22 protein-coding genes are annotated in these 21,436 nt (G+C 28.6%); 18 read left to right on the top strand and 4 right to left on the bottom strand.

Annotation, left to right across the window (positions count from 1 at the left end; genetic code table 11):
* Nucleotides 1–4: 4 nt before the first annotated feature.
* A complete protein-coding gene (locus tag FMM58_RS00760) occupies nucleotides 5–670 on the bottom strand; it encodes a VacJ family lipoprotein (RefSeq protein ID WP_150180300.1) in 666 nt (221 codons plus the stop codon).
* Between the two features lie 411 nt (nucleotides 671–1,081).
* Here FMM58_RS00760 and FMM58_RS00755 point away from each other — a divergent pair, with 411 nt between their 5' ends.
* Both FMM58_RS00755 and FMM58_RS00750 read left to right on the top strand, forming a co-directional pair.
* Entirely contained in the window at nucleotides 1,082–2,506 is a 1,425-nt protein-coding gene (locus tag FMM58_RS00755) for a catalase (protein ID WP_150141763.1), read from the top strand.
* A gap of 43 nt (nucleotides 2,507–2,549) precedes the next feature.
* Entirely contained in the window at nucleotides 2,550–3,020 is a 471-nt protein-coding gene (locus FMM58_RS00750; RefSeq protein WP_150141764.1) for an ankyrin repeat domain-containing protein, read from the top strand.
* An 11-nt stretch (nucleotides 3,021–3,031) separates the two neighbouring features.
* Here FMM58_RS00750 and glmS read toward each other — a convergent pair whose 3' ends face one another.
* Together glmS and FMM58_RS00740 are read right to left on the bottom strand one after the other, a co-directional pair.
* Entirely contained in the window at nucleotides 3,032–4,828 is a 1,797-nt protein-coding gene (gene glmS, locus FMM58_RS00745; protein ID WP_150141765.1) for a glutamine--fructose-6-phosphate transaminase (isomerizing), read from the bottom strand.
* Between the two features lie 2 nt (nucleotides 4,829–4,830).
* Nucleotides 4,831–7,131, bottom strand: a complete 2,301-nt coding sequence (locus FMM58_RS00740; RefSeq protein ID WP_223810289.1) for a nucleotidyltransferase — start codon at nucleotides 7,129–7,131, stop codon at nucleotides 4,831–4,833.
* A gap of 154 nt (nucleotides 7,132–7,285) precedes the next feature.
* Here FMM58_RS00740 and mqnE point away from each other — a divergent pair, with 154 nt between their 5' ends.
* The 10 genes from mqnE to FMM58_RS00690 all read left to right on the top strand — a co-directional run bounded on the left by mqnE (nucleotide 7,286) and on the right by FMM58_RS00690 (nucleotide 15,965).
* Nucleotides 7,286–8,350 carry an aminofutalosine synthase MqnE gene (gene mqnE / locus FMM58_RS00735; RefSeq protein ID WP_150141766.1) on the top strand — a complete coding sequence of 355 codons (1,065 nt, stop codon included), beginning with the start codon at nucleotides 7,286–7,288 and terminating at the stop codon, nucleotides 8,348–8,350.
* A 3-nt stretch (nucleotides 8,351–8,353) separates the two neighbouring features.
* A complete protein-coding gene (locus FMM58_RS00730) occupies nucleotides 8,354–9,670 on the top strand; it encodes an NCS2 family permease (protein ID WP_150150965.1) in 1,317 nt (438 codons plus the stop codon).
* Nucleotides 9,671–9,677: 7 nt separating this feature from the next.
* A complete protein-coding gene (locus FMM58_RS00725) occupies nucleotides 9,678–10,115 on the top strand; it encodes a phosphoribosyltransferase (RefSeq protein WP_150141768.1) in 438 nt (145 codons plus the stop codon).
* A 79-nt stretch (nucleotides 10,116–10,194) separates the two neighbouring features.
* Complete coding sequence (locus tag FMM58_RS00720; RefSeq protein ID WP_150180280.1) at nucleotides 10,195–12,258, top strand: hypothetical protein; 2,064 nt, start codon at nucleotides 10,195–10,197, stop codon at nucleotides 12,256–12,258.
* Nucleotides 12,255–12,638 carry an HAD-IIIC family phosphatase gene (locus FMM58_RS00715; protein ID WP_150141771.1) on the top strand — a complete coding sequence of 128 codons (384 nt, stop codon included), beginning with the start codon at nucleotides 12,255–12,257 and terminating at the stop codon, nucleotides 12,636–12,638. The genes FMM58_RS00720 and FMM58_RS00715 overlap by 4 nt, the downstream gene beginning before the upstream one ends.
* Complete coding sequence (locus tag FMM58_RS00710) at nucleotides 12,635–14,155, top strand: capsular biosynthesis protein (protein WP_150180279.1); 1,521 nt, start codon at nucleotides 12,635–12,637, stop codon at nucleotides 14,153–14,155. The genes FMM58_RS00715 and FMM58_RS00710 overlap by 4 nt, the downstream gene beginning before the upstream one ends.
* Complete coding sequence (locus FMM58_RS00705; RefSeq protein ID WP_150141773.1) at nucleotides 14,152–14,877, top strand: glycosyltransferase family 2 protein; 726 nt, start codon at nucleotides 14,152–14,154, stop codon at nucleotides 14,875–14,877. Before FMM58_RS00710 ends, FMM58_RS00705 begins: the two co-directional genes overlap by 4 nt.
* Nucleotides 14,870–15,118, top strand: a complete 249-nt coding sequence (locus tag FMM58_RS00700) for a hypothetical protein (RefSeq protein WP_150141774.1) — start codon at nucleotides 14,870–14,872, stop codon at nucleotides 15,116–15,118. The genes FMM58_RS00705 and FMM58_RS00700 overlap by 8 nt, the downstream gene beginning before the upstream one ends.
* A gap of 290 nt (nucleotides 15,119–15,408) precedes the next feature.
* Nucleotides 15,409–15,654, top strand: a complete 246-nt coding sequence (locus tag FMM58_RS00695; protein WP_150141775.1) for a hypothetical protein — start codon at nucleotides 15,409–15,411, stop codon at nucleotides 15,652–15,654.
* A gap of 20 nt (nucleotides 15,655–15,674) precedes the next feature.
* Nucleotides 15,675–15,965 carry an alpha-2,3-sialyltransferase gene (locus tag FMM58_RS00690; RefSeq protein WP_150180278.1) on the top strand — a complete coding sequence of 97 codons (291 nt, stop codon included), beginning with the start codon at nucleotides 15,675–15,677 and terminating at the stop codon, nucleotides 15,963–15,965.
* Here FMM58_RS00690 and nusA read toward each other — a convergent pair.
* The gene (gene nusA / locus FMM58_RS00685; protein WP_150141777.1) at nucleotides 15,962–17,044 is read right to left on the bottom strand and encodes a transcription termination factor NusA; all 1,083 of its coding nucleotides are present in this window, start codon (nucleotides 17,042–17,044) and stop codon (nucleotides 15,962–15,964) included. The two genes, FMM58_RS00690 and nusA, sit on opposite strands and share 4 nt — an antisense overlap.
* 116 nt (nucleotides 17,045–17,160) lie before the next feature.
* Here nusA and FMM58_RS00680 point away from each other — a divergent pair, with 116 nt between their 5' ends.
* Genes FMM58_RS00680 through FMM58_RS00655 form a run of 6 tightly spaced genes read left to right on the top strand, consistent with a single transcriptional unit; the run spans nucleotide 17,161 to nucleotide 21,399 of the window.
* On the top strand, nucleotides 17,161–17,403 hold the full coding sequence (locus FMM58_RS00680) for an HP0268 family nuclease (RefSeq protein WP_150141778.1): 243 nt from the start codon (nucleotides 17,161–17,163) through the stop codon (nucleotides 17,401–17,403).
* Nucleotides 17,400–18,698 carry a tRNA (N6-isopentenyl adenosine(37)-C2)-methylthiotransferase MiaB gene (gene miaB / locus FMM58_RS00675; RefSeq protein WP_150141779.1) on the top strand — a complete coding sequence of 433 codons (1,299 nt, stop codon included), beginning with the start codon at nucleotides 17,400–17,402 and terminating at the stop codon, nucleotides 18,696–18,698. The genes FMM58_RS00680 and miaB overlap by 4 nt, the downstream gene beginning before the upstream one ends.
* A complete protein-coding gene (locus FMM58_RS00670) occupies nucleotides 18,682–19,311 on the top strand; it encodes a lysophospholipid acyltransferase family protein (protein ID WP_150141780.1) in 630 nt (209 codons plus the stop codon). Before miaB ends, FMM58_RS00670 begins: the two co-directional genes overlap by 17 nt.
* Nucleotide 19,312: 1 nt before the next feature.
* A complete protein-coding gene (locus FMM58_RS00665; RefSeq protein WP_150180277.1) occupies nucleotides 19,313–20,347 on the top strand; it encodes a clan AA aspartic protease in 1,035 nt (344 codons plus the stop codon).
* Nucleotides 20,344–20,865: a hypothetical protein gene (locus tag FMM58_RS00660; protein WP_150180276.1), complete on the top strand. Its 522-nt coding sequence runs from the start codon at nucleotides 20,344–20,346 to the stop codon at nucleotides 20,863–20,865. The genes FMM58_RS00665 and FMM58_RS00660 overlap by 4 nt, the downstream gene beginning before the upstream one ends.
* Nucleotides 20,866–21,399, top strand: a complete 534-nt coding sequence (locus FMM58_RS00655; RefSeq protein ID WP_150180275.1) for a hypothetical protein — start codon at nucleotides 20,866–20,868, stop codon at nucleotides 21,397–21,399.
* The last annotated feature ends 37 nt before the right edge of the window (nucleotides 21,400–21,436 follow it).

Here is a 21,436-nt window from a genome sequence, read left to right as displayed (position 1 = left end):
TCCTTTATTTGCTAAGCTCTATACGACTTTGTTCGTAAGCATCGCGTAAAAATGGGTATAAATTTGGCGTATTATAATAAATTTCATCAATTTCATCTGTTCTAAATGACAACTCATTACCATAACCATAAACACTAATCCCCCATCTCAACCAAACATCATCTAAATAAGCAGTTGGCGATAGATACCAATCAAAGGGCAAGGCTATTAAATCCCTTAAATTGCTAGGTCCTAAAATAGGCAAAACTATATGAAAACCACTTTTTATCCCCCAACTTGCAAAGGCTGTTCCTATGTCGCCTGGGTGTTTTGGAATTTTCATATCAGTAGCTGAGTCAAAAATTCCACCAAGTCCTAAAATAGTATTTGCTAAAAAACGTTTTATTTCATCACTTGCCTTGTCAAATTTAAATTGCAGGGTTTGACTGATTATTCTTAAAGGCCCTAAAAGATTACTAAAAAAATTTCTAACCCCTGTTCTAATAGGCTTTGGTGCAACATATTCATAGCCTTTTAAAACGGGGCGAAAAGCATAAGTATAAAGGGCTACATTAAAGCTAGTCATCATTTTATTATATCCTACTAAGGGGTCGTTTATCTCGTATTGTTCAAATTCTTCTTCAAATTCATCAAATTCATTTTCACTTATGATTGTGTTATTTTCTATAATTGCTTCCTTAGTAGAACAAGCACATAATAATAAAGCAAAACTACATAAAAAAGCTATATAAATTTTTTTCAAAACTACCCTTTTAAAAATTTAAAACTAAACATTATAATAATTTTTGATTAATAAAGCATAGTATAAAAAAGTGTGTAGCTATAAAACTACACACAATGTTAAAATACAAGGAATGTATAACGAAAGGAAAGTAGCCATTTATGTTTAAACAGCAAAATCATTATATACTAACTTTTTTAAAATAATATTAAATTATATAATTTTAAGCCAAATATCACAAAAAATATGACATTTAAAATAATTTATTTTTATAATCAATAATTTTTATTATTTAATATTATTTTTATTTTTAAGTGATATAATTTTTCAATCAATAATTTTTATTATTTAGGAGAAAAAATGAGAACATTAACAAATGATTTTGGTAATATAGTTGCGGATAATCAAAATTCGTTAAGTGCTGGCAATAAGGGTCCTTTATTGTTGCAAGATTATATTTTGCTTGAAAAACTTGCACATCAAAACAGAGAAAGAATTCCTGAAAGAACAGTTCATGCTAAGGGAAGTGGTGCTTATGGTGAGATAAAAATCACAAAGGATATTTCAGCCTATACTAAGGCTAAAATTTTTCAAAAAGATGAAGTTACACCTTTATTTATACGTTTTTCAACCGTGGCTGGAGAAGCAGGTGCGGCTGATGGAGAAAGAGATGTTAGAGGTTTTGCTATTAAATTTTACACAAAAGAAGGAAACTGGGACCTTGTAGGTAACAATACCCCTACTTTTTTCATAAGAGATGCTTATAAATTCCCTGATTTTATACATTCTCAAAAAAGAGACCCAAGAACTCATTTGCGTTCAAGTAATGCAGCTTGGGATTTTTGGACACTTTGCCCTGAAAGCTTACACCAGGTTACTATTTTAATGAGCGATAGAGGTATCCCTGCAAGTTATCGCCATATGCACGGCTTTGGTTCACATACTTACAGCTTTATAAATGCTAAAAATGAAAGATTTTGGGTGAAATTTCACTTTAAAACTCAACAAGGCATTAAAAATTTAACTAATGAAGAAGCAGCTAAGATAGTAGCAAAGGATAGAGAAAGTCATCAAAGAGATTTAGTAGAAGCTATTGAAAGGGGTGATTTTCCAAAATGGAAGGTACAAATTCAAATTTTAGGCGAAAATGAAACTGATAAACTTGGTTTTAATCCTTTTGATTTAACTAAAACTTGGCCTCACAGCATAGTACCTTTAATAGATATCGGTGAAATGGTGCTTAATAAAAATGTAAAAAATTATTTCAACGAGGTAGAACAAGCAGCATTTAGTCCTAGCAATATAGTAAATGGTATAGGTTTTAGCCCTGATAAAATGCTTCAAGCTAGAATTTTTAGCTATCCAGATGCCCAAAGATACAGAATAGGAACAAATTATCACCTACTCCCTGTAAATCGCCCAAGGGTTGAAATAAATACCTATAATGTAGCAGGTGCTATGAATTTTGATGAATATAAAAATTGTGGTGCTTATTATGAGCCAAATAGTTTTGCTGAAAGTCCAAAAGAAGATAAAAAGTACCTTGAACCTGATTTAAATATAGGCGATAAGGCACAAAGATATGCCCCTTTGGATGATGATTTTTATACACAACCAAGGGCGTTATATAACATCATGGACGAAGCCCAAAAGAAAGCATTATTTAGCAATATAGCTGATTCTATGCAAGGCGTTGATGGAGTGATTATAGATAGGGCTTTAAGGCATTTTGAAAAAATTGACCCAAGCTATGCAAAGGGCGTTAAAGACGCACTTTCAAAATAATTTTTTGCCACTTTTTTAGTGGCAAAATTAAAAAGGAGTAAAGATGATTTTAAGCGTTCAAGAAGAACAAAGGTTTAGTCAGCTTTGTGCAATGGCCTTTGATTACGCAAGAAACGATGATAGTAGAAATTTAAAAATAATGCTAGATGCTGGTTTGAATATAAATTTAAAAACTCATAAAGGCGATACACTTTTAATGTTAGCAGCCTATAATAATGCTTTAAATGTAGCTAAAATGCTTTTACAAATGGGTGCTAATGTGGATGAAAAAAATGATAGAGGACAAACTCCCTTAGCTGGTGTGTGCTTTAAAGGGCATTTAGATATGGTAAAACTGCTTGTTGAATATGGGGCAAATATCGATGAAAACAATGGCTTAGGTATGACGCCCTTTTCTTTTGCTATTATGTTTGGGCGAAAAGAAGTAGCTAATTATTTAATCAAACATTCTAAAAAAAGCTTTTTAAAAACTTGTTCCTTAAAATTCTTAAAACTTATAAAAAGTGCAAAATAGCTTTGCACTTTTTACTCCACCGTGACACTCTTTGCAAGATTTCTAGGCATATCTACATCGTTTCCTAGGCGAATTGAAATTTCCATAGCTAGAAGTTGTATTATTATCATCATTTCAAAGAATTCACACATTTGATGACTTTGTTCATTTATCTTTATAAAATCATCGCTTAAATCAAATTCTATAGGAGAAATTGTTAAAAGCGTTGAATCGCGTGCCACTAGTTCCTGGGCATTTGAACGAGTTTTATCGTATAAACAATGCTCAGGCATTAAAACTATAGTATAAAGTTTTGAATCTACTAAGGCTATAGGTCCATGTTTCATTTCACCGGCTGGATAGCCTTCTGCATGTAAATACGAAAGTTCTTTAAGCTTTAACGCCCCTTCTAAAGCTAATGGATAAAAAATATCTCTTCCTATGTAAAAAAAGCCATGTCCATCAAGATATCTTTTACTAAGGCGATGAATTTTTTCGTGCAATTCTTGCTTTACTACAACGCAATTTGGCGTATGCAAAAGGGCATTAATTTCATTTTCTACCTTATAATCCTTTTTTTGTGCTATATAAATTGCTAACATCCAAAGGGTTAAAATTTGTGTAGCAAAGGCCTTTGTAGAAGCAACCCCCTTTTCAATACCAGCCCTTGTAAGCAAGGATAAATCAGCTAATCTTACTATACTTGAATTATCCACATTGCAAATTGCAAGGGTAAAAGCATTTGCCTTTTTTGCGATCTTTAAGGCCTCTAAGGTATCAGCTGTTTCTCCACTTTGAGAAATTACTACAAAAAGGCTATTTTGTTTTATTAAAGGCTCTCTATAGCGAAATTCACTTGCTATTTCAACCCTTGCCTTTATCTTAGCTATTCTTTCAAATAAATACATGCTAGTTAAGGCTGCATGATAGCTTGTCCCACAAGCACAAAGCGTAATCTCATCAAATTTGCTTAAATCCTTGTTTAAAAGCTCATCAAATATAACCTTCCCCCCATCAATTCTTCCCATTAAAACCTCGCTTAAAACGCGACTTTGTTCATAAATTTCTTTTTCCATAAAAAAGCGAAAGCCATCTTTTTGAGCGTATAATTTATTAGAATGAAGCTTAGAAAAGCTTATACTTTTTTCTTTGTCATTTTCAAAAAGTACTATTTTTTTATTATCTACATAACCATAACTTAAATCTTCTAAATAACAAACTTCCTCGCAAAGTCCTATCAAAGCTGCATCGCCAGAGGCAAAAAATCTTTCATCTTCTTTTTTACCTATTATCAAAGGGGCAGCATTTTTTGCAAAAAATATTTTTTCCTTATCTTTTTTAGTAATTAACAAAATAGCAAAAGCCCCTTTTAACTCTTTAACGCATTTTGTAAATGCTTTAAATGCGTCCTTTTCTTCCCTTGCATAATATTCAAAGAGTTGTACGACAATCTCAGTATCTGTTTGACTTAAAAAACTAATGCCTTTATTTTCTAGTTTTTCTTTTAATTCTTTATAATTTTCTATAATACCATTATGTATAATACAAGAATATTGCCCAAGGTGAGGGTGGGCATTTATCTCAGTAGGTTTTCCATGCGTAGCCCATCTTGTATGCCCTATTGCAAGTCCAAAGCCATCGCTTGTGAAATTTTTACATTTATTTGCCAAATTTTCAAGCTTTCCAACAGCCTTAAAAAAACTTAAATCATCATCTTTTAAAACGGCCATTCCAGCACTATCATAACCTCTGTATTCAAGTTCTTTAAGCCCATTTAAAATCACTTCTTTTTTTTCATTTTTGCCTATGTAACCTACGATTCCGCACATTTTCACTCACTTATTAAAGAATTTATTAGCTCATTTGCATTATTTAGCAAGGCCTCATTTTTTTGAAAAATAAAGGTATTTCTAGTCCTTTGTCGTATAGTTTGTATCTTTGCCGCACAAAGAATTAAATTAAATTTATTAAAATTACTCATTAAAAACGCCACTAAACCCTGCTGGTCCTTAGCATTTAAATTTAATTTTGCATAAATTTTTGAATAATTTAAGTCAAATTTTAATTCATCTTTTTTAATCAATGGTTTTTTAATTTTTCTTTTATGAAAATTTGCTAAATTTGAATTTAAAAGCTGTGCTAATTTATTTCTTTGTTCTATGCTGATGACATCATCATACTCAAATTTTAGATAAATTTTATCATCATATAACTCAAAGAAATTCATAAAAATAAGATTTAAATTTGATAAGGCAAGTAAGATTACTTCAAAATTAAAACCCTTACTTGCAACAACTTGCAAATTTAAGTTAAGTTCATTACTAAACCAAAATTTTAACTCATTTTCTTTGGCTATTTTTGCTATATTTACTATGTCTTCAAAGCTATTTTTAATGATAAATAAATTTGATTTTATATGTAAAATTTTATCTTGCAAATACTCACCTGCATCAAGAAAGAATTTCGTTCTTTTTAGTGTTAATTCTTTTTTGACTCGCCTTGTAGTTTCATCTAGTAAATTTTCATCCTCAAAGCCTTGTTTAGCGTTTTCAAACAATCTTGTTAAGCCCTTAAAAAAAAAGATATGCTTATTTAAAACCCTTGCTTTAAGCTTTGTGAGTGAATTTAAAAGTTCTAAACTTTTTTGATTTTCAAGTCTTGAAAGTAGATTACAAATTATCAAAGGATTAAAAATATCTTCTTTTTCTACCATATTTTTAAGGGCATTATAATTTTTTAAAAGCTTTAAACCAAGTTCTAAATTCTCACTTTTTACATTAAATTTCATTACATAATTTCTAAAAATACTGGCTAGAGAAACTTCATTTTCATAACTAATTGCACTCATTAAAATAACAAGTTTTATAATAAATTTTTCTTCATCTTTTAAAGAGATAAAAATTCCCTCATCGCTTTGTTCAAAGGCTTGTAAAGTAAGCAAAGCCTGTATATCAAAGCTATATTCTTCTTCTTCATCTATTAAAAATCTTGCATTCATAAAGGGCTTAAAAAGTTCTTTTAAAAAACCCGTATCAAGTAGTAATTTAACTATATCAAAACTATGTTTTTTATATAAAATTTGTTTAAACATTGACATAGCCTTTTGCATATCTTTTTTATGAAAAACTAAATTTTTAAGATTAAATACAAAATTTATATCAAAGCTTTGTTCTTTATCTTCAAGCAAGACTAAATAATTTAAGGCATCAATAAAACTTTTATAATCACTATTTAAATTATTATTTTGTATTTTAAAGGCCAAAAAAGCAGAATAAAGTGCCACCGTGTGCATACTTTGCAAGGCCTTTTGTACTAAAATTTCACTTGCCTTTAAATTCTTTTTATCCTTTTTATACATTAGCTGGGCTATTTCTTGTATATTATTTAATAAAAAAATATTTTCATCTTTATTTGCTTGTAAATTCATAGCCGATTTTAAAGACATTAAAAAATCACTTGCCAAACGAAGCTCACTTAAATCCTTTTCATCTATGAAATTTAAGGCATAATTTTTTGGCGAATTTTTAAATAAGGTTAATAAATCATCCAAATTTCTTTGAGTATTTAAGCCACCAAAATCCTTTTTTATATCAAATTCTTGCTTTAAAAAAGGCAGGGCATCTAAACTAAGCTTATTTAACAACTCACTTGCAAAATGTTCTTTTTCTTCTTTTAAGGCATTTTCAAAACATTCTTTAATATCCTTAAATAAAGGCTTACAACCGCATATAAAACGTGTTTGAATGATATTTTGTTTAAGTTCATTTTTAGCTATATTTTTTAAGCCATCAAGTTCTATTATGACATAATCAATTTGTAAATGTATATCATTTAAAACCACTATTAAGGCCTTAATGATTGATTTTATATGATAGGCCTCAACATCCTTGTATATGAAAAGCAATGGCAAAACCTCATTTGCACAAAGGCTAAATTTAGCATATTGTTTATTTGCTATTATGCAAAGAGGGATTTTATCATTTGGTGGTAAAAAGCTTTCAAAGCAGTTTATTAGCACTATATCAAGGGCTTTTTTTATAAAATTATCCATTTCTTTACAATGATGCAAGGCAAAAGAACCTTGTTTTAAAAAATGCTTAAAATACTGGGCTTTATAAAGTTTAAGCTCCATTTTTAACTTTTCAATACTTTCAATCAAAACATAACCTTTATAAAATTTAAAAATTTATTTTAGCGAATTTATCTTTGAAATTGACTTTTTTATAAACTTTTTTTTATATAAGAAAGCTTATAATAAATCTTCACATTTTAACACGGAAAAATACATGAAAAGCTTACTAAATACCCTTGAAAAAGGCGAGAGAATCAAAGATGAGGATGTAAATAAACTTTGGGACTTAGACCTTTTTGAACTAGCTAAATTTGCCCACGAAAAAAGAAAGGCCTTACACGGAAAAAAGGTTTATTTTAATATAAATCGCCACATAAATCCTACAAATATTTGTGCTGATACTTGTAAATTCTGTGCTTTTTCAGCACATCGTAAAAATCCAAATCCTTATAAAATGGATTATGGAGAGATTATGAGTATAGTTGATGAAACGGTTAAAAGAGGTACAAAAGAAATTCATATAGTTTCAGCACACAACAAAGATAGTTCTTGGCAATGGTATTTAGAAATTTTTAAAATGATTAAAGAAAAGTATCCAAATTTACACATTAAAGCAATGACTGCCGCTGAGATTGATTTTTTAAAACGTCGCTTTGATATGTCTTATGAAGAAGTTATTGACAAAATGCTAGAATATGGTGTTGATTCAATGCCTGGTGGGGGTGCTGAAATTTTTGATGAAGAAATTCGTAAAAAAATTTGTCATGGTAAGGTAAGTAGCGATAACTGGCTTAAAATACACGAACTTTGGCATAATAAAAATAAAAAAAGTAATTCTACTATGCTTTTTGGACACATTGAAGAAAAAAAACACAGAAGCGACCATTTATTAAGACTTAGAAAATTGCAAGATAAAACAAATGGTTTTAATGCCTTTATACCTCTTGTTTGGCAAAGTAATAACAATTTTTTAAAGGCAAATAAAATTATGGATAGCGAAGAAATTCTAAAAACTATAGCAATTTCTAGACTAGTGCTTGATAATATAAAAAATATCAAGGCTTACTGGGCTACTATGGGCTTAAATTTGGCTATGGTAGCACAAGAATTTGGAGCAAATGACCTAGATGGCACTATAGAAAAAGAAAGCATTCAAAGTGCAGGTGGAGCAAAGAGTGCTAATGGGGCTAGTTTAGACCTATTTTTAGAACTTATTAAAACTTCAAATTTAATCCCTGTTGAAAGAGATAGCCTTTATAACGAGTTGAAGGTTTATTGATAAATGGATTTTTTCAAGTTAAAAGAAAATCAAAGCGATGTAAAAACTGAAATTATCGCCGGTATTACCACTTTTTTAACCATGCTTTATATAATCCCTGTTAATGCAAATATTATGAGTAGTGCAGGAATGCCCTTTGATGCATTAATATGTGCTACTGCTTTAATAACTGCCCTTGCTTGTATCTTTAACGCCTTTTACGCAAATACCCCTATTGCTATGAGTGTTGGAATGGGTATGAATGCTTATTTTGCCTTTTCTGTGTGCTTAGCCTTAAATGTACCTTGGCAAAGTGCGTTGGGAGCTGTATTTGTTTCTGGTTTTATCTTTTTACTTTTAGCTTTAACTAAATTTAGACTTTGGATTATTAAAAGTATTCCTATTGATTTAAGATATGCAATTTGTGCTGGGATTGGTACCTTTATAGCCTTTTTAGGACTGCAACAAATGGGTATTGTGGTAAAAAATGATGCAGTTTTAGTAGGGCTTGGAGATTTTAAAGATAGCGGGGTTTTATTTGGCATTTTTAGCCTTATTTTAATACTTTTTTTTAGAAGTTTAAATTTAAAGGGTGCTTTTATAATAGCTATTTTTAGTGCTTCTATTATAGCTTGGGTCTTTAATATAAATAATGCTAGCTTGCCTAGTGAAATTTTTTCCTTGCCAAATTTTAGTAAAAATGGTGGGCTTGGTGAAATTTTTCTAGCCCTTGATATAAAATCAGTTTTAAATTTAGCCTTTTTGCCTATCATTTTAACCTTTTTTATAACCCAGCTTTTTGATAGTATAGGCACTATTACAAGCGTTGGGGCAAGGGGTGGAATTTTTGAAAGTAAAAATGGCGAAAAAAAGCTTTCAAAAACACTTTTAAGCGACGCAACAGCTTCAACTTGTGGAGCATTAATGGGGACCTCAACGGTGACTGCTTTTATAGAAAGTTCAACGGGGGTTGAAAGTGGGGCTAGGACTGGTTTAAGCATATTTGTAGTTGGATTTTGCTTTTTATTAAGCCTTTTTTTCTTGCCTCTTTTTAAGGCTATTCCTGCAAATGCTATTTATCCTGTTTTAGTAGTGGTTGGAATTTTAATGTTTGATGAAGTTAAACACATAAATTTTAAGGATTCAAGTATTAGCGTATCTGCCTTTTTTACTATAATTATGATGCCTTTAACTTACTCAATTACTACAGGTTTTGCCTTTGGTTTTATGGGCTATTTGATAATGAAAATTTTAAAAAGAGAATTTAAAGACTTAAATGCTGGTATTTTAATCATTAGCTTGATTTGTCTAGCAGTTTTTATCTTACAATTTTTTAATTAGGAAAAATATGAAATTTTATAGCTTTAATGAATTTAAAAAGGATGTTAAAACACTTGCAAAGGATATTAAAAAATTTAATCCTCAAGCCTTGGTAGCTGTTGCAAGAGGGGGTATGAGTTTAGCACATTCCTTAGCTGTTATTTTAAATAACCGCTCTTTATTTTGCATAAATTCAATCCACTATGATGATACAAATAAACTAGATAATATAAAAATCTTTAATATCCCTGATTTAAGTGGCTTTGAAAGGGTTTTAGTAATCGATGATATAGTAGATAGTGGAGAAAGTTTAGTAGCAATTAATAATATATTAAAAGAAAAATACCCCTTAATAGAATTTAAAATAGCCACTATTTTTTACAAAAAAGCAGCTATCATTAAGCCTGATTTTAAGGTCAAAAAAACAAAGGAATGGATAGATTTTTTCTGGGATATAAGGGCATAAATTTAAAAAAACGGAAATTTTTTAAAATAGATTAAAGATTTTACAATTATAATTAAGCTTTCACAATTAAAGGATATTTATGCGAAAATCTATAAAAATGGCTAAACAAGAATGGAATTTTGAAAAAACTTGTAATTTATATGAAAAATACTATCAAAAAGATGAAAATTTAATACTTGAATATATAAATTTTTTAGCAAATACAGGCAAAATTATAGAACTTAAAGAACTAGTTTTAAGGCTTAGCAAAGAACACATTCAAGCATTAATTGACAAAAAATATATAGGTTTTGAAGAAGCTAAAAATATATTAAATTTTCTAACAACACTTGAAAAAATTGAAAATGATAAATTGCAAAATAACATAGAATCAAATATATATTATCTTACCCTAACAAAACAATTTAGCCCATTAAATGAGCTTTTAAAGCTTGATTTATGTTATGGGGGGGGTCTTAAGACCTTGGTTTTAAATTTTGCAATAAATGAACTAATAAAGGCAAAATGCTTAGATGAAATGATTTTTAAAAAAATCATTATTATGTATGCAAATACCAAGCTTGAAACCTTGACAAAGCAATATTTTTTAACAAAGCTTTTATTATATTTTTATAATCAAAAAAACTTAGCATTTTTAGACCATAATTTTTCTCGCTTACTTAATTTATTATTCGTAGAAATAGCCCAAAACAATACAAATGATATAGAACTTCCTTTTATAAAAATCATATATGAAAATTTAAGGCAAAATTATCCTAGTTTAAACGAACTTTATTTACAAAAACAAAAACTTTATGCTAATTTAGAACAAAAACCCTTAAATTCGCCGTTAAAAATAGCTGTATTAATATCAGGGCAAATTAGAGGAAATTATGAAGAGATTTTTAAGGAATTTAATAAGACTTTCATTGATAACTTAAATGCTGATGCATTTGTTTGTACTTGGGATAAGCATTATGAATATCCTGGGCTTTGCCATGCTAGGCATTCTCATATGAGTTGGGTAGGTAGAATATGCACGGGTTTTGTTTATCCAAAGGACATTGAAAAAACTTCTTTTTTAATTAACAATATGCCAAATACTTATAAAAAATTAGATACTACAAGTATGCCATTAAAAACAAATAAAAACATATTTAAAACAATACAAAATATAAAAGATATCTTAATATTAAATGAAGAAGAAATTTTTGAAAAAGAAATTAAAGGATATAAAAACTCAAATGTAAAAACACAATTAAATATATACAAAATGCTTTATTGCTGGAAAGAAGGCTTAAATCAAATTTTAAATTATGAAAAAGAAAATAATATAACATACAATTTTATTATAAGATTAAGACCTGATATAGTGGTGACAAAAATTCCAAAAACACAAAGTCTTTTAAGGTTAAAAGAAAATGAACTTTATACATCCTGTTTTAATGGCATGGTAGGTGATAATTTTTTCTTTGGACAAAGAAAGACTATGGTAAAAACATTGAGCTTATATGATGATATTAAAAAAACAAAAAGTTTAGCCTATATCAAAGAAATTCCAAATATTGATTCAATTCATTTTATTTTGTATAGGCATATAGCAATTTGTGATATTTTCCTTAAATATTCGACCCTTCCAACAAATTGGACCATATGTTTAAAAAATATCAAAAAACCAGACATTAGCAAAGAAGTATTGCAAGATTTTTTAAATGCAAATGAAAATCTTAAAAATCGTAAGGATATTTGGGATTTTTTTGAGCTAGCCTTTAACGCAAAAGTTCCTTTTGATAAGTTTTATAACCCAAAGTTTTATAACCCAAATTTACATACTACAAAGGGAGCTGTTTTAAGGGTTAAAAATCAACTCTCCTATAAGCTTGGCAAAGCTATAATAGATAATTCTCATTCTTTAATGGGATTTATAAGGATGCCTTATGTATTAAGCTATATTGCTGATATACATAAAAAATCAAAACTTAAACATTTAACACCCATTGAAAAATATGAAGACTATGAAGAGAGCTTAAAATGTAAAGAACATTTAAGTTATAAATTAGGTCAAGCCTTAATAAAGGCAAATAAAAATAAATTTAAGGGTGGTTATATAAAATTCCTATTTGAAGTAAGAAACATTTTAAAAAAACATAAAGAAAGACTATGAAAAATTTATTAATTGATTTAGACAATACCCTAACCATAGATGAAAAAGAGGTTTCATACGAAAATAAAAGAGTAAATTTAAAACTTGCAAATAAGCTTGTAGAATATAAAAAAATGGGCTTTAAGATTATCATTTTTACAAGTAGAAATATGAAAAGTTTTAATGGTAATATTAAAAAGATAAGAGAAAGCACCCTGCCATTAATCATTGAATGGCTTGAAAAAAATAATATTATTTATGATGAGATAATAGTTGGAAAGCCTTGGTGTGGCGAAGAGGGCTTTTATGTGGATGATAAGGCTATAAGACCTAGTGAGTTTGAAAATTTAAATTATGATGAAATTTGTAAGCTTTTAGATATAAAAAAGGATAAAAATTGATATTAATTACTTCCGCAAAATATTCTTCTTCTGATTTTAATTTAGAATTTGGACGAACCGTTCCTTCATTTTTACCACTTGGCAATAAAAGGCTTTATGAGTATCAAGCAAGGCTTTTAGCCAAATTTAATATGCCTATTTATCTTTCTTTGCCCTCAAATTTTAAAATTTCTCCTTATGATAAAGAAAAATTAAAAGAATTAAATATAAATTTAATCTTTGCAAATGAAAATTTAAGTCTTGGAGAAAGTATAGTTTATTGTATAAATTTATTTTATAATTTAAATGAAAATTTACTTATCTTGCATGGTGATACCTTTTTTCAAAACCTTGATTGTCCTGTAAATTCCATTCAAGTAGCCCGGCCAAAGGATAATTATGAATGGACTTTTTTAGATGATGAATTTAGCGTTATAGATAAAAATTATGATAAAAATTTAGCAATATGTGGGGCATTTTTTGTTCAATTTCCAAGGGTACTTGTTAAAGAAATAGTAAAAAATGAATATAATTTTATAAAGGGCTTAAAAACTTATTCTAAACAATATCCCTTTAAACTTATGCAAAATGATACCTGGCTTGATTTTGGTTTGATTACTAGTTATTTTCATTCTAAAAAAATCATTAGTTCTAGTAGAAGTTTTAACTCAATACACATTGAAAATAACTACCTAGAAAAAAGTTCAAAATGGCTTGAAAAAATAAGGGCTGAAAGTGCGTGGTTTAAGAATTTACCAAAGGAATTATTAATATACACGCCTCGCTTTTTAAAAGGAGGTGATAAGTATTTTTTAGAATATTTATATAATAATACCTTAGCTGAAATTTTTGTATTCGGAAAATTACCGAGCTTTGTTTATAAACAAATTTTTATGTCTTTAAAAACCTTTTTAAACACTCTTCATTCTTATAAAAGTGAAAAAAAGATTAATTTTAACTACAAAGAAAAAACTTTACAAAGATTAAACACCTTTGCCAAGAATAATAATTTTAATCTAAATGAAAGCTTAATTATAAATGGTAAAAAATATGATAGTGTTTTAACTTTGATTGATAAATTAAACAAATTTTTAAACACAAAGCAAGATATAAGCTTGATACATGGAGATTTTTGCTTTTCGAATATAATGTATGATTTTAGAAGCAATTTAATAAAAACCTATGACCCAAGAGGCATGGATTTTGATTTAAATATCACAAGTTATGGAGATAAAAACTACGATTTAGCAAAACTAGCCCATAGCGTTTTAGGGCTTTATGATTTTATAATAGCTGGTTTTTATGAGTGTAGTTTTGATAATTTTAAAATTAATTTTTCTATACAAGTTGATGAAGATTTACAAGATATCCAAGAAAATTTTAAAGAAATATTTAATATAAATGAAGAAATACTAGCCATTATGATACATTTATTTTTATCAATGTTACCTCTTCATAGTGATAGCAAAGAAAGGCAGTTTGCCTTTTTAGCCAATGCCTTTTTATTGTATGAGCGTTTTTTAAAGGATGATAAATGACCATTATTTTTCCTATGGCAGGGCTTAGTAGTCGTTTTTTAAAGTTTGGTTATAAGTTACCAAAATATCAACTTTTAATAGATGATAAAAGCGTTTTTTCACATGTAATTGAAGGCTTTAAGGCTTATTTTGGGATAGCTAGGTTTTTATTTATTTATAGAGATATTAATGAGAGTGAAAAATTTATAAAAAAAGAATGTAAAAAGCTAGGACTTTTAAACTATGGTTTAGTAAAACTTAAAAAAACTACCAAAGGACAAGCTCACACCGTAGCCCTTGGCATAAAAAAAGCAAAGATTAAGGGTCAAATTTTAATCTTTAATATAGATACCTTTCGCCCAAATTTTACCCTGCCTGATTTTAATTTATCAAAAATTGATGGCTATTTAGAAGTTTTTTGTGCTAGTGGGGAACATTGGAGTTTTATTTTACCAGGTGATGAAAGCTCAAATAAAGTAGCCAAAACTACAGAAAAGGAAAGAATTTCAAATTATTGTAGTAGTGGGCTTTATTATTTTAAAAAGGCTAGTGATTTTTTAAGTGTTTTTAAGCAAATGTATAAAGATAAAGAAACTACAAAGAATGAATTTTACATAGCCCCTATGTATAATAAACTCATTGAAAAGGGAAAAGATATAAGATATTTTAAAATAAATTTAGATGAGATTATATTTTGTGGAACCCCTGATGAGTATGAAAAATTAAAAGATAAATATGAATAAAATATGTTTTTTAATGCCTATACCCACCCCATATTTTAAAAAAGATGGCGAATTTATAGTCTCATTTTTAAAATATAATTTAGATAAACAAGCTGATTTAGCCTTTGTATTTTCAAGCTATGAACAAGCAGATAGTTTTAAGAAATTTGATTGTAATGCAAAATATATTAGCATTATATTTGGCTTTGATATAGAACATAAAAGTGCTGTTGCAATTTCTAAAAAGATGCTGAAAGCTTGATTATAAAAAATATAAATTTATTAAAAATGTGTGAAAACTTTTTTAAGGAAAAAATTTTATATGGTAATAAAACTAATATATGGAATCACAAAATAAGCTCACATTGTGTAAAATACTTCATTAAACATAAAAACTACGCAAATATAAACCTTAGGCTTTACATGTGATTTCATAACCTATTTATTTACAAAACTTCTCATTTAAAACATTTTTTTAAGTTAACAAAAATCGATGAAAATTTAACTAAACTTACTTGGTATGATTTTGAACACTTAATATATGCTTATTATTTGATTTTATATAAAAATTTCAAGCTTGTTGATTTAGGTTTGATAAGTTTTTGGGGTGCCTTTGAAACTGCTCAATTTTTTGTAGTAGATAATTATTATTTAACTTATAAGCCTTATCATGGACATATAGCAACTTATAAATATTTTAATTGTGAAAATATATTTATGTTAATTCAACTTGACAGACTTGCAAAATATGAGGCAAAAAATTTAATGGGGCTGTGCGAAGAATTAAAAGTAGGTTAAGCTATAAACTAGGCTTTGCAATGGTGCATAATAATATTTTTATCCTACCTTTTAAACTCATAAAAATATATTTACAACATAAACAAATAGATAAAAAATATCAAGCAAATATAAAAATAAATCCTAAACTTACCTTGCCAAAATTACAAGATTATAGCGATTATCAAGAAGGTTTAAAGCTTAGAAAACACTTATCCTATTTGCTTGATGATGTCTTTTTAAAAGCTTGCAAACGCAAATGGGGGCTTATCAAATTTATCCTTATCGATGTGCCTAAGATAAGAAAAAAATTTAAGCAAAATAAATTCTAAACATTCTTAAATAAGGCTTCTAAATTTTTCATGGCCTCTTCGTTATTTTTTGTTTGATTGGCTTTAATCTCTACAAGCTCGATTTCATAGCCACTTAACATAGATGCTAGTCTTATATTTATACCATTTTTACCTATGGCCTTGCTTTTTTGTTCCGTGTTTAAGCTAACTATTGCCTTATTATCTTCAATCTTTACCGAAGATACAATGGCAGGGGCTAGTGCCCTTGCTATTAAAATTTCTTTTTCATTTGAAAATTCAATACAATCTATATTTTCATTATGAAGTTCTTTGCTAACTGCATTTATCCTAACGCCTTTAACACCAACAGCAGCACCAACCGGGTCAATACTAGCACTATTTGCTAAAAGGGCTATTTTTGCCCTTTCTCCTGGAATTCTAGCACTTGCTACAATGCTTACCATTTTATCTTTAATCTCAGGCACCTCAGCTTCTAAAAGTGCTTCTAAAAATTTTGGACTAGTACGGCTTAATTCTATCTTAATTCCCTTATCAATATAAACAAATCTAATAACAGCCTTAACCACATCTCCTACCTTAAATTTTTCACCCTTTATGCGATTTTTGCGAGGTAAATAAGCCCTTAATTCATCAATTTCTATATAGGTATTTTCTTCACTATCAACGCGTATAACATCGCCAAAAACCATTTCGCCAATACGACTTTTATATTTATCATAAATAGTTTGTTCTAAAAGCCTTTGAATGTGATATTCTAATTCTTTATGCAAGGTATTTACAGCAGTTCTTCCTAAATTTTCCAAAGAACACTCATAGGTAAGCTCGTCCCCTATCTCAACATCACCAGCTTCTTTTTTAGCCTTACTTAAACCGATAAAACTTTCAGGATTATTTACAATCCTTTCATCATCATCAGCAACAATTGTGATTTTTTGATACAAATTTAAATTCTTTTTATCAACAAAAAAATCATATTCTTGCCCGTAAATGCGTTTTGCAGTGTTTATTAAGGCTATTATTACCTTTTCTTTAACACTTTGTAAGTCTAAATTTTTTTCATTGGCAATAGACTCGATGATATCTGTGGTTTTTTCCATATTTTGATACCTTTTTGGGAAATTTTCAAAAGAAGATTCAAATTATACCTTTAATAAGTTTAATTAAAAGTAAAATTTGCTAAAATCACAAATTTAAAAGAAGTCAAGGATATGATATGGAGTTAAAAATAGCAAGAAATTTAATCAATGAAAAGCCTAAAACTATAAGCTTAGAAAAGATTGAAGAAGCAGTAGAAAAAGAAGGACAAAAGTTTTTTTATTTTGATAGGGACAATACACATAAGCAATTAATTGCCCTTGTCGAACATTTTAGCAAAAAAGGATTGAGCGTATATCATAGAATTGTAAAGTATGGGCTTGATGCAAATGATTATATGTATGAGGTACATATTCTTTGAGTTCTAAAAAGCTATTTATTCAAACCTTAGGTTGTGCTATGAATGTTAGAGATAGCGAACATATCATAGCTGAGTTAACGCAAAAAGAAAATTATAGCTTAACCCAAGATATCAAAGAGGCTGACTTAATACTTATAAACACTTGTTCGGTTAGAGAAAAGCCGGTACATAAACTATTTTCAGAGGTAGGTAGCTTTGAAAAGGTGAAAAAAAAGGACGCAAAAATCGGTGTTTGTGGTTGTACGGCCTCGCATTTGGGTGCTGAAATTTTTAAAAAAGCCCCTTATGTTGACTTTGTACTTGGGGCAAGAAATATTTCTAAGATTACAAAGGCAGTTAAAACGCCTAAATTTTTGGGCGTTGATATAAATTATGATGAAAGCGAATTTGCCTTTGCTGATTTTAGAAATAGTCCTTATAAAAGCTACATAAATATATCCATAGGTTGTGATAAACACTGCACTTATTGCATAGTTCCTCATACTAGAGGAGATGAAATTTCAATCCCTTATGAAATAATCTTAAAAGAGGCACAAAAAGCTACCAAGAATGGTGCTAAAGAAATTTTTTTGTTAGGGCAAAATGTAAATAATTACGGAAAACACTTTGCAAATACTCATAAAAAAATGGATTTTTCGGATTTACTTAATAGTTTAAGTGAAATTGAAGAATTAAAAAGAATAAGATTTACAAGCCCTCACCCCTTACACATGGATGATAAATTTTTACATACCTTCAGTACAAATGATAAAATTTGTAAAAGTATGCACATGCCATTGCAAAGTGGTTCAAACTCTATATTAAAGGCCATGAAAAGAGGCTATACAAGGGAATGGTACTTAGATAGGGCATTAAAACTTCGTTCAATGTGCCCAAAAGTTAGTATTTCAACAGATATTATAGTAGCCTTTCCTGGTGAAAATGATGATGATTTTATGAAAACCCTAGATATTTTAGAAAAGATTCGTTTTGAACAAATTTTTTCTTTTAAGTACTCAAAAAGACCACTAACAAAGGCTGCTTTAATGACTAATCAAATTCCTGAAAACATAGCCTCTCAAAGATTAAGTTTTTTGCAAAATAGACATACTCAAATTTTAGATGAGATAGTAGCTACTAAGAAAAATAAAGAATTTGAAGTGCTTTTTGAAGAGATAAAAGATGAAAATATAATAGGACGAACGGATAATAATTTTTTAGTTCAAGTACATAAAAATACTGAATTTTTAGGACAGATAAAAAGAGTTAAAATAAATCAAGCAGGGCGTATGGTTTTTTATGGTCAAATCATTTAAAGAAACCTTGCTTTCGCTAGTTATAGTATTTTTTCAATGGTTAATTTTTTTAACTTGCATTAAAAGTTATAGGGGTGAAAAAATAGATGAAAAGCCATGTGTTATTTTATTTTGGCATGGGCGACTTGCCCTTATGCCCTTTGCATTTAGGCATTTTAGAATAAAAGATAAAAAGGCTTATGTGATGATTTCTCACCATAAAGATGGACAAAGGATAGCCAATATTATAAAATTTTATGATTTAAATAGCGTTAGGGGTAGCACTTTTAAGGGAGCAAAACAAGCTATCAAAGAATCTTTTAAAATTTTAGATGAAAAAAACGACCTTGTAATAACTCCTGATGGACCAAGGGGTCCTTTTCATAGCATATCAGATGGGGCCGTCTTGATTGCACTTAAAAAAAATGTTAAAATAAGGCTTTTAAATTATGAGTCAAGTAATTTTTGGCAGTTTAAAAGTTGGGATAAAATGATATTACCAAAGCCTTTTAGTAGGATTGTTTATCGTTTAAGTGAGCCCTTGGATATTTCTGGGCTTGAAAAAGAACAAGCAAAGCAGTTGATACAAAAAGAATTTAAAAAAATTTATCAACTTGATAGTTTTAAGGAATAAAATGTTATCTTTTATTAGACAATTTTTACCTCAACTTTTTGTAGCAGTTATTCTTGATGATGAAAAATTTACTATTAAAGCCATACAACTTCGTTCAAATAATATCCTTACTAGTGAAGAAAAAAGCTTTGATAAAGAAGATAAATTCCTAGAACACCTTAAACTTTTAAGCAAGAGATTTCATTTTCATTATACTGGTTTATTGCTAGATAGCAAAGAACAAGGCTTAGCAATGACTCTTGATGAAAAGGAATTTGAAAAACTTGGCGTTGGAAAGATTAGCATTAAAACTATGCCTTTGAATAATGCCTTTATTTATACTGCTACTGAACATATTGATTATTTTGATAGTTTTTTTGAAAAAAGTGGAGAGCTTGACTTTATCTTTTCGCCTTTGGCACTTTTGTATTATTGTGTTAGAAGAAGTGATATTGACCCGGGAAAAACAATATTATATGTATTTAAACATAAAAAAATAATGTCCTTACTCATTTGCAAGGATAGAAAAATTTTAATAGGAAAATACCATTTTATAGAAGATGAGGCCGGTTTAGAAATGGTTGATGAAGATGGTGATTTAGGGACAATACTTGATGATATTGATTTAAGTGGGCTTGATGATGAAAAAATCGAAGATAAAAAAGAAGAAAAAAAAGATATTGATTTAAATTTGGATAATTTTGACGAGACCTTAGATGATAAGTTAGCACAACTTGACCAACTTGATGATGTTTTAAATGAAGATGATACCAATGTAAAAGTGGATTTTGGCGATGAGAAAATAGAAATTGACGAGCTTAATCAATTTAGTAACGATATGGAATTTTGCCGTAATATCATTAAAAATTTAGAAGAATTTTATAAGGATGAAAGATATCAAGGAAGCTTTATAGATAAGCTTTTAATCTTTGCAAGTGAGCCTATTTTGCAAGGTGCACTTGATTTTTTAGAAGGTGAAATTTTTGTAAGTCCAAGTGTAAAAGAGATAAATACCTATGATTTGCTTTTAGAGCTTATGCAAAAGGAACTTAAATGACTTATAGTTTTACAAAAGCTAAAAATAAACCACTTTTAACCTCTTTTGGTAAGATATGGTTTTTCTTATTTAGCCTTAGTATACTTTTTATTTTTGCCATTTATATGCTTTATGTCATTAGAATAGGACTTGCACACAATGGAATTTACAATAAAGAACAAGAAACCATTCACACAAAAGAAGAGATTAAAAAGGCACAAAGCTTATACGAGCTTTTAGTAGAACAAAATTTAATAGCTAATAAATACAACGAACATAATGAGATAATGAAAAATAGCCTTAAAAATCTTTTTGATATGGTTATAAGAACTGATTCTATAAAGCTTGATAGCTTTGATTGGGAGCAAAATACCCTAACTTTAAGTGGAGTAAGCCCTACAAAAGAAATGTTTTCCTTGCTTTTAGAAACGCCTTTAAGAAGTGTGTTTGATGAAACTTACACTAGTTATTATAAGCTAACAAATGGCTGGTATCGCTTTGTTAGCATTAATAAAAAGCAAATACTTGAAGAGGATTAAATGAAAGAATTATTAAACGATAAAAGCCTTGATGATATAAATACACTTAAATTAATCATTTGTATTTTAAGCTTTATAACCGTGTGCTTTGCCTTGATTTTATTTTTATTACTGCCTACCCTTAAAAATTTCAAAGAATTAAATATATTAGAAAATTCCCACCTTGCCACCTTGCAAGAAGAACAAGCCAATTTGCAATTTAATCAAGAAAGAATCAATGATTTAAAAGAAGCAAATGCCCATAGCTTTTCGCAATTTGAACAAAAATTTAACCCTGTGCATTTTAGAGAATTCTTAGAAAAATATTTTCAAAATGTAGTTATGAAAGAGCTTGAAAATACAAACGAACTTTATTTAACAAATAATATAAGCATTGATGCAAGTATGGATAAACCACAAAATTTATACGATTTTTTAGATAATTTAAAAAATTTTGAAAGTCTAGTTAAGATAAGCCCACCTCTTATTATGAAAGCTCAAAAAACTACAACTAGCATACATTTTAATGCAAAGGTTTACTCAGCCATAAAATAAATTAAAAAAACTTTTCTAAGCTTTAATAATACATTTT

It is taken from the genome of Campylobacter sp. LR291e, from assembly GCF_008633915.1.
Lineage (GTDB): Bacteria > Campylobacterota > Campylobacteria > Campylobacterales > Campylobacteraceae > Campylobacter_D.
The sequence above is the reverse complement of the archived record's forward strand: the minus strand, read 5'-3'. Positions and strand labels throughout refer to the sequence as shown.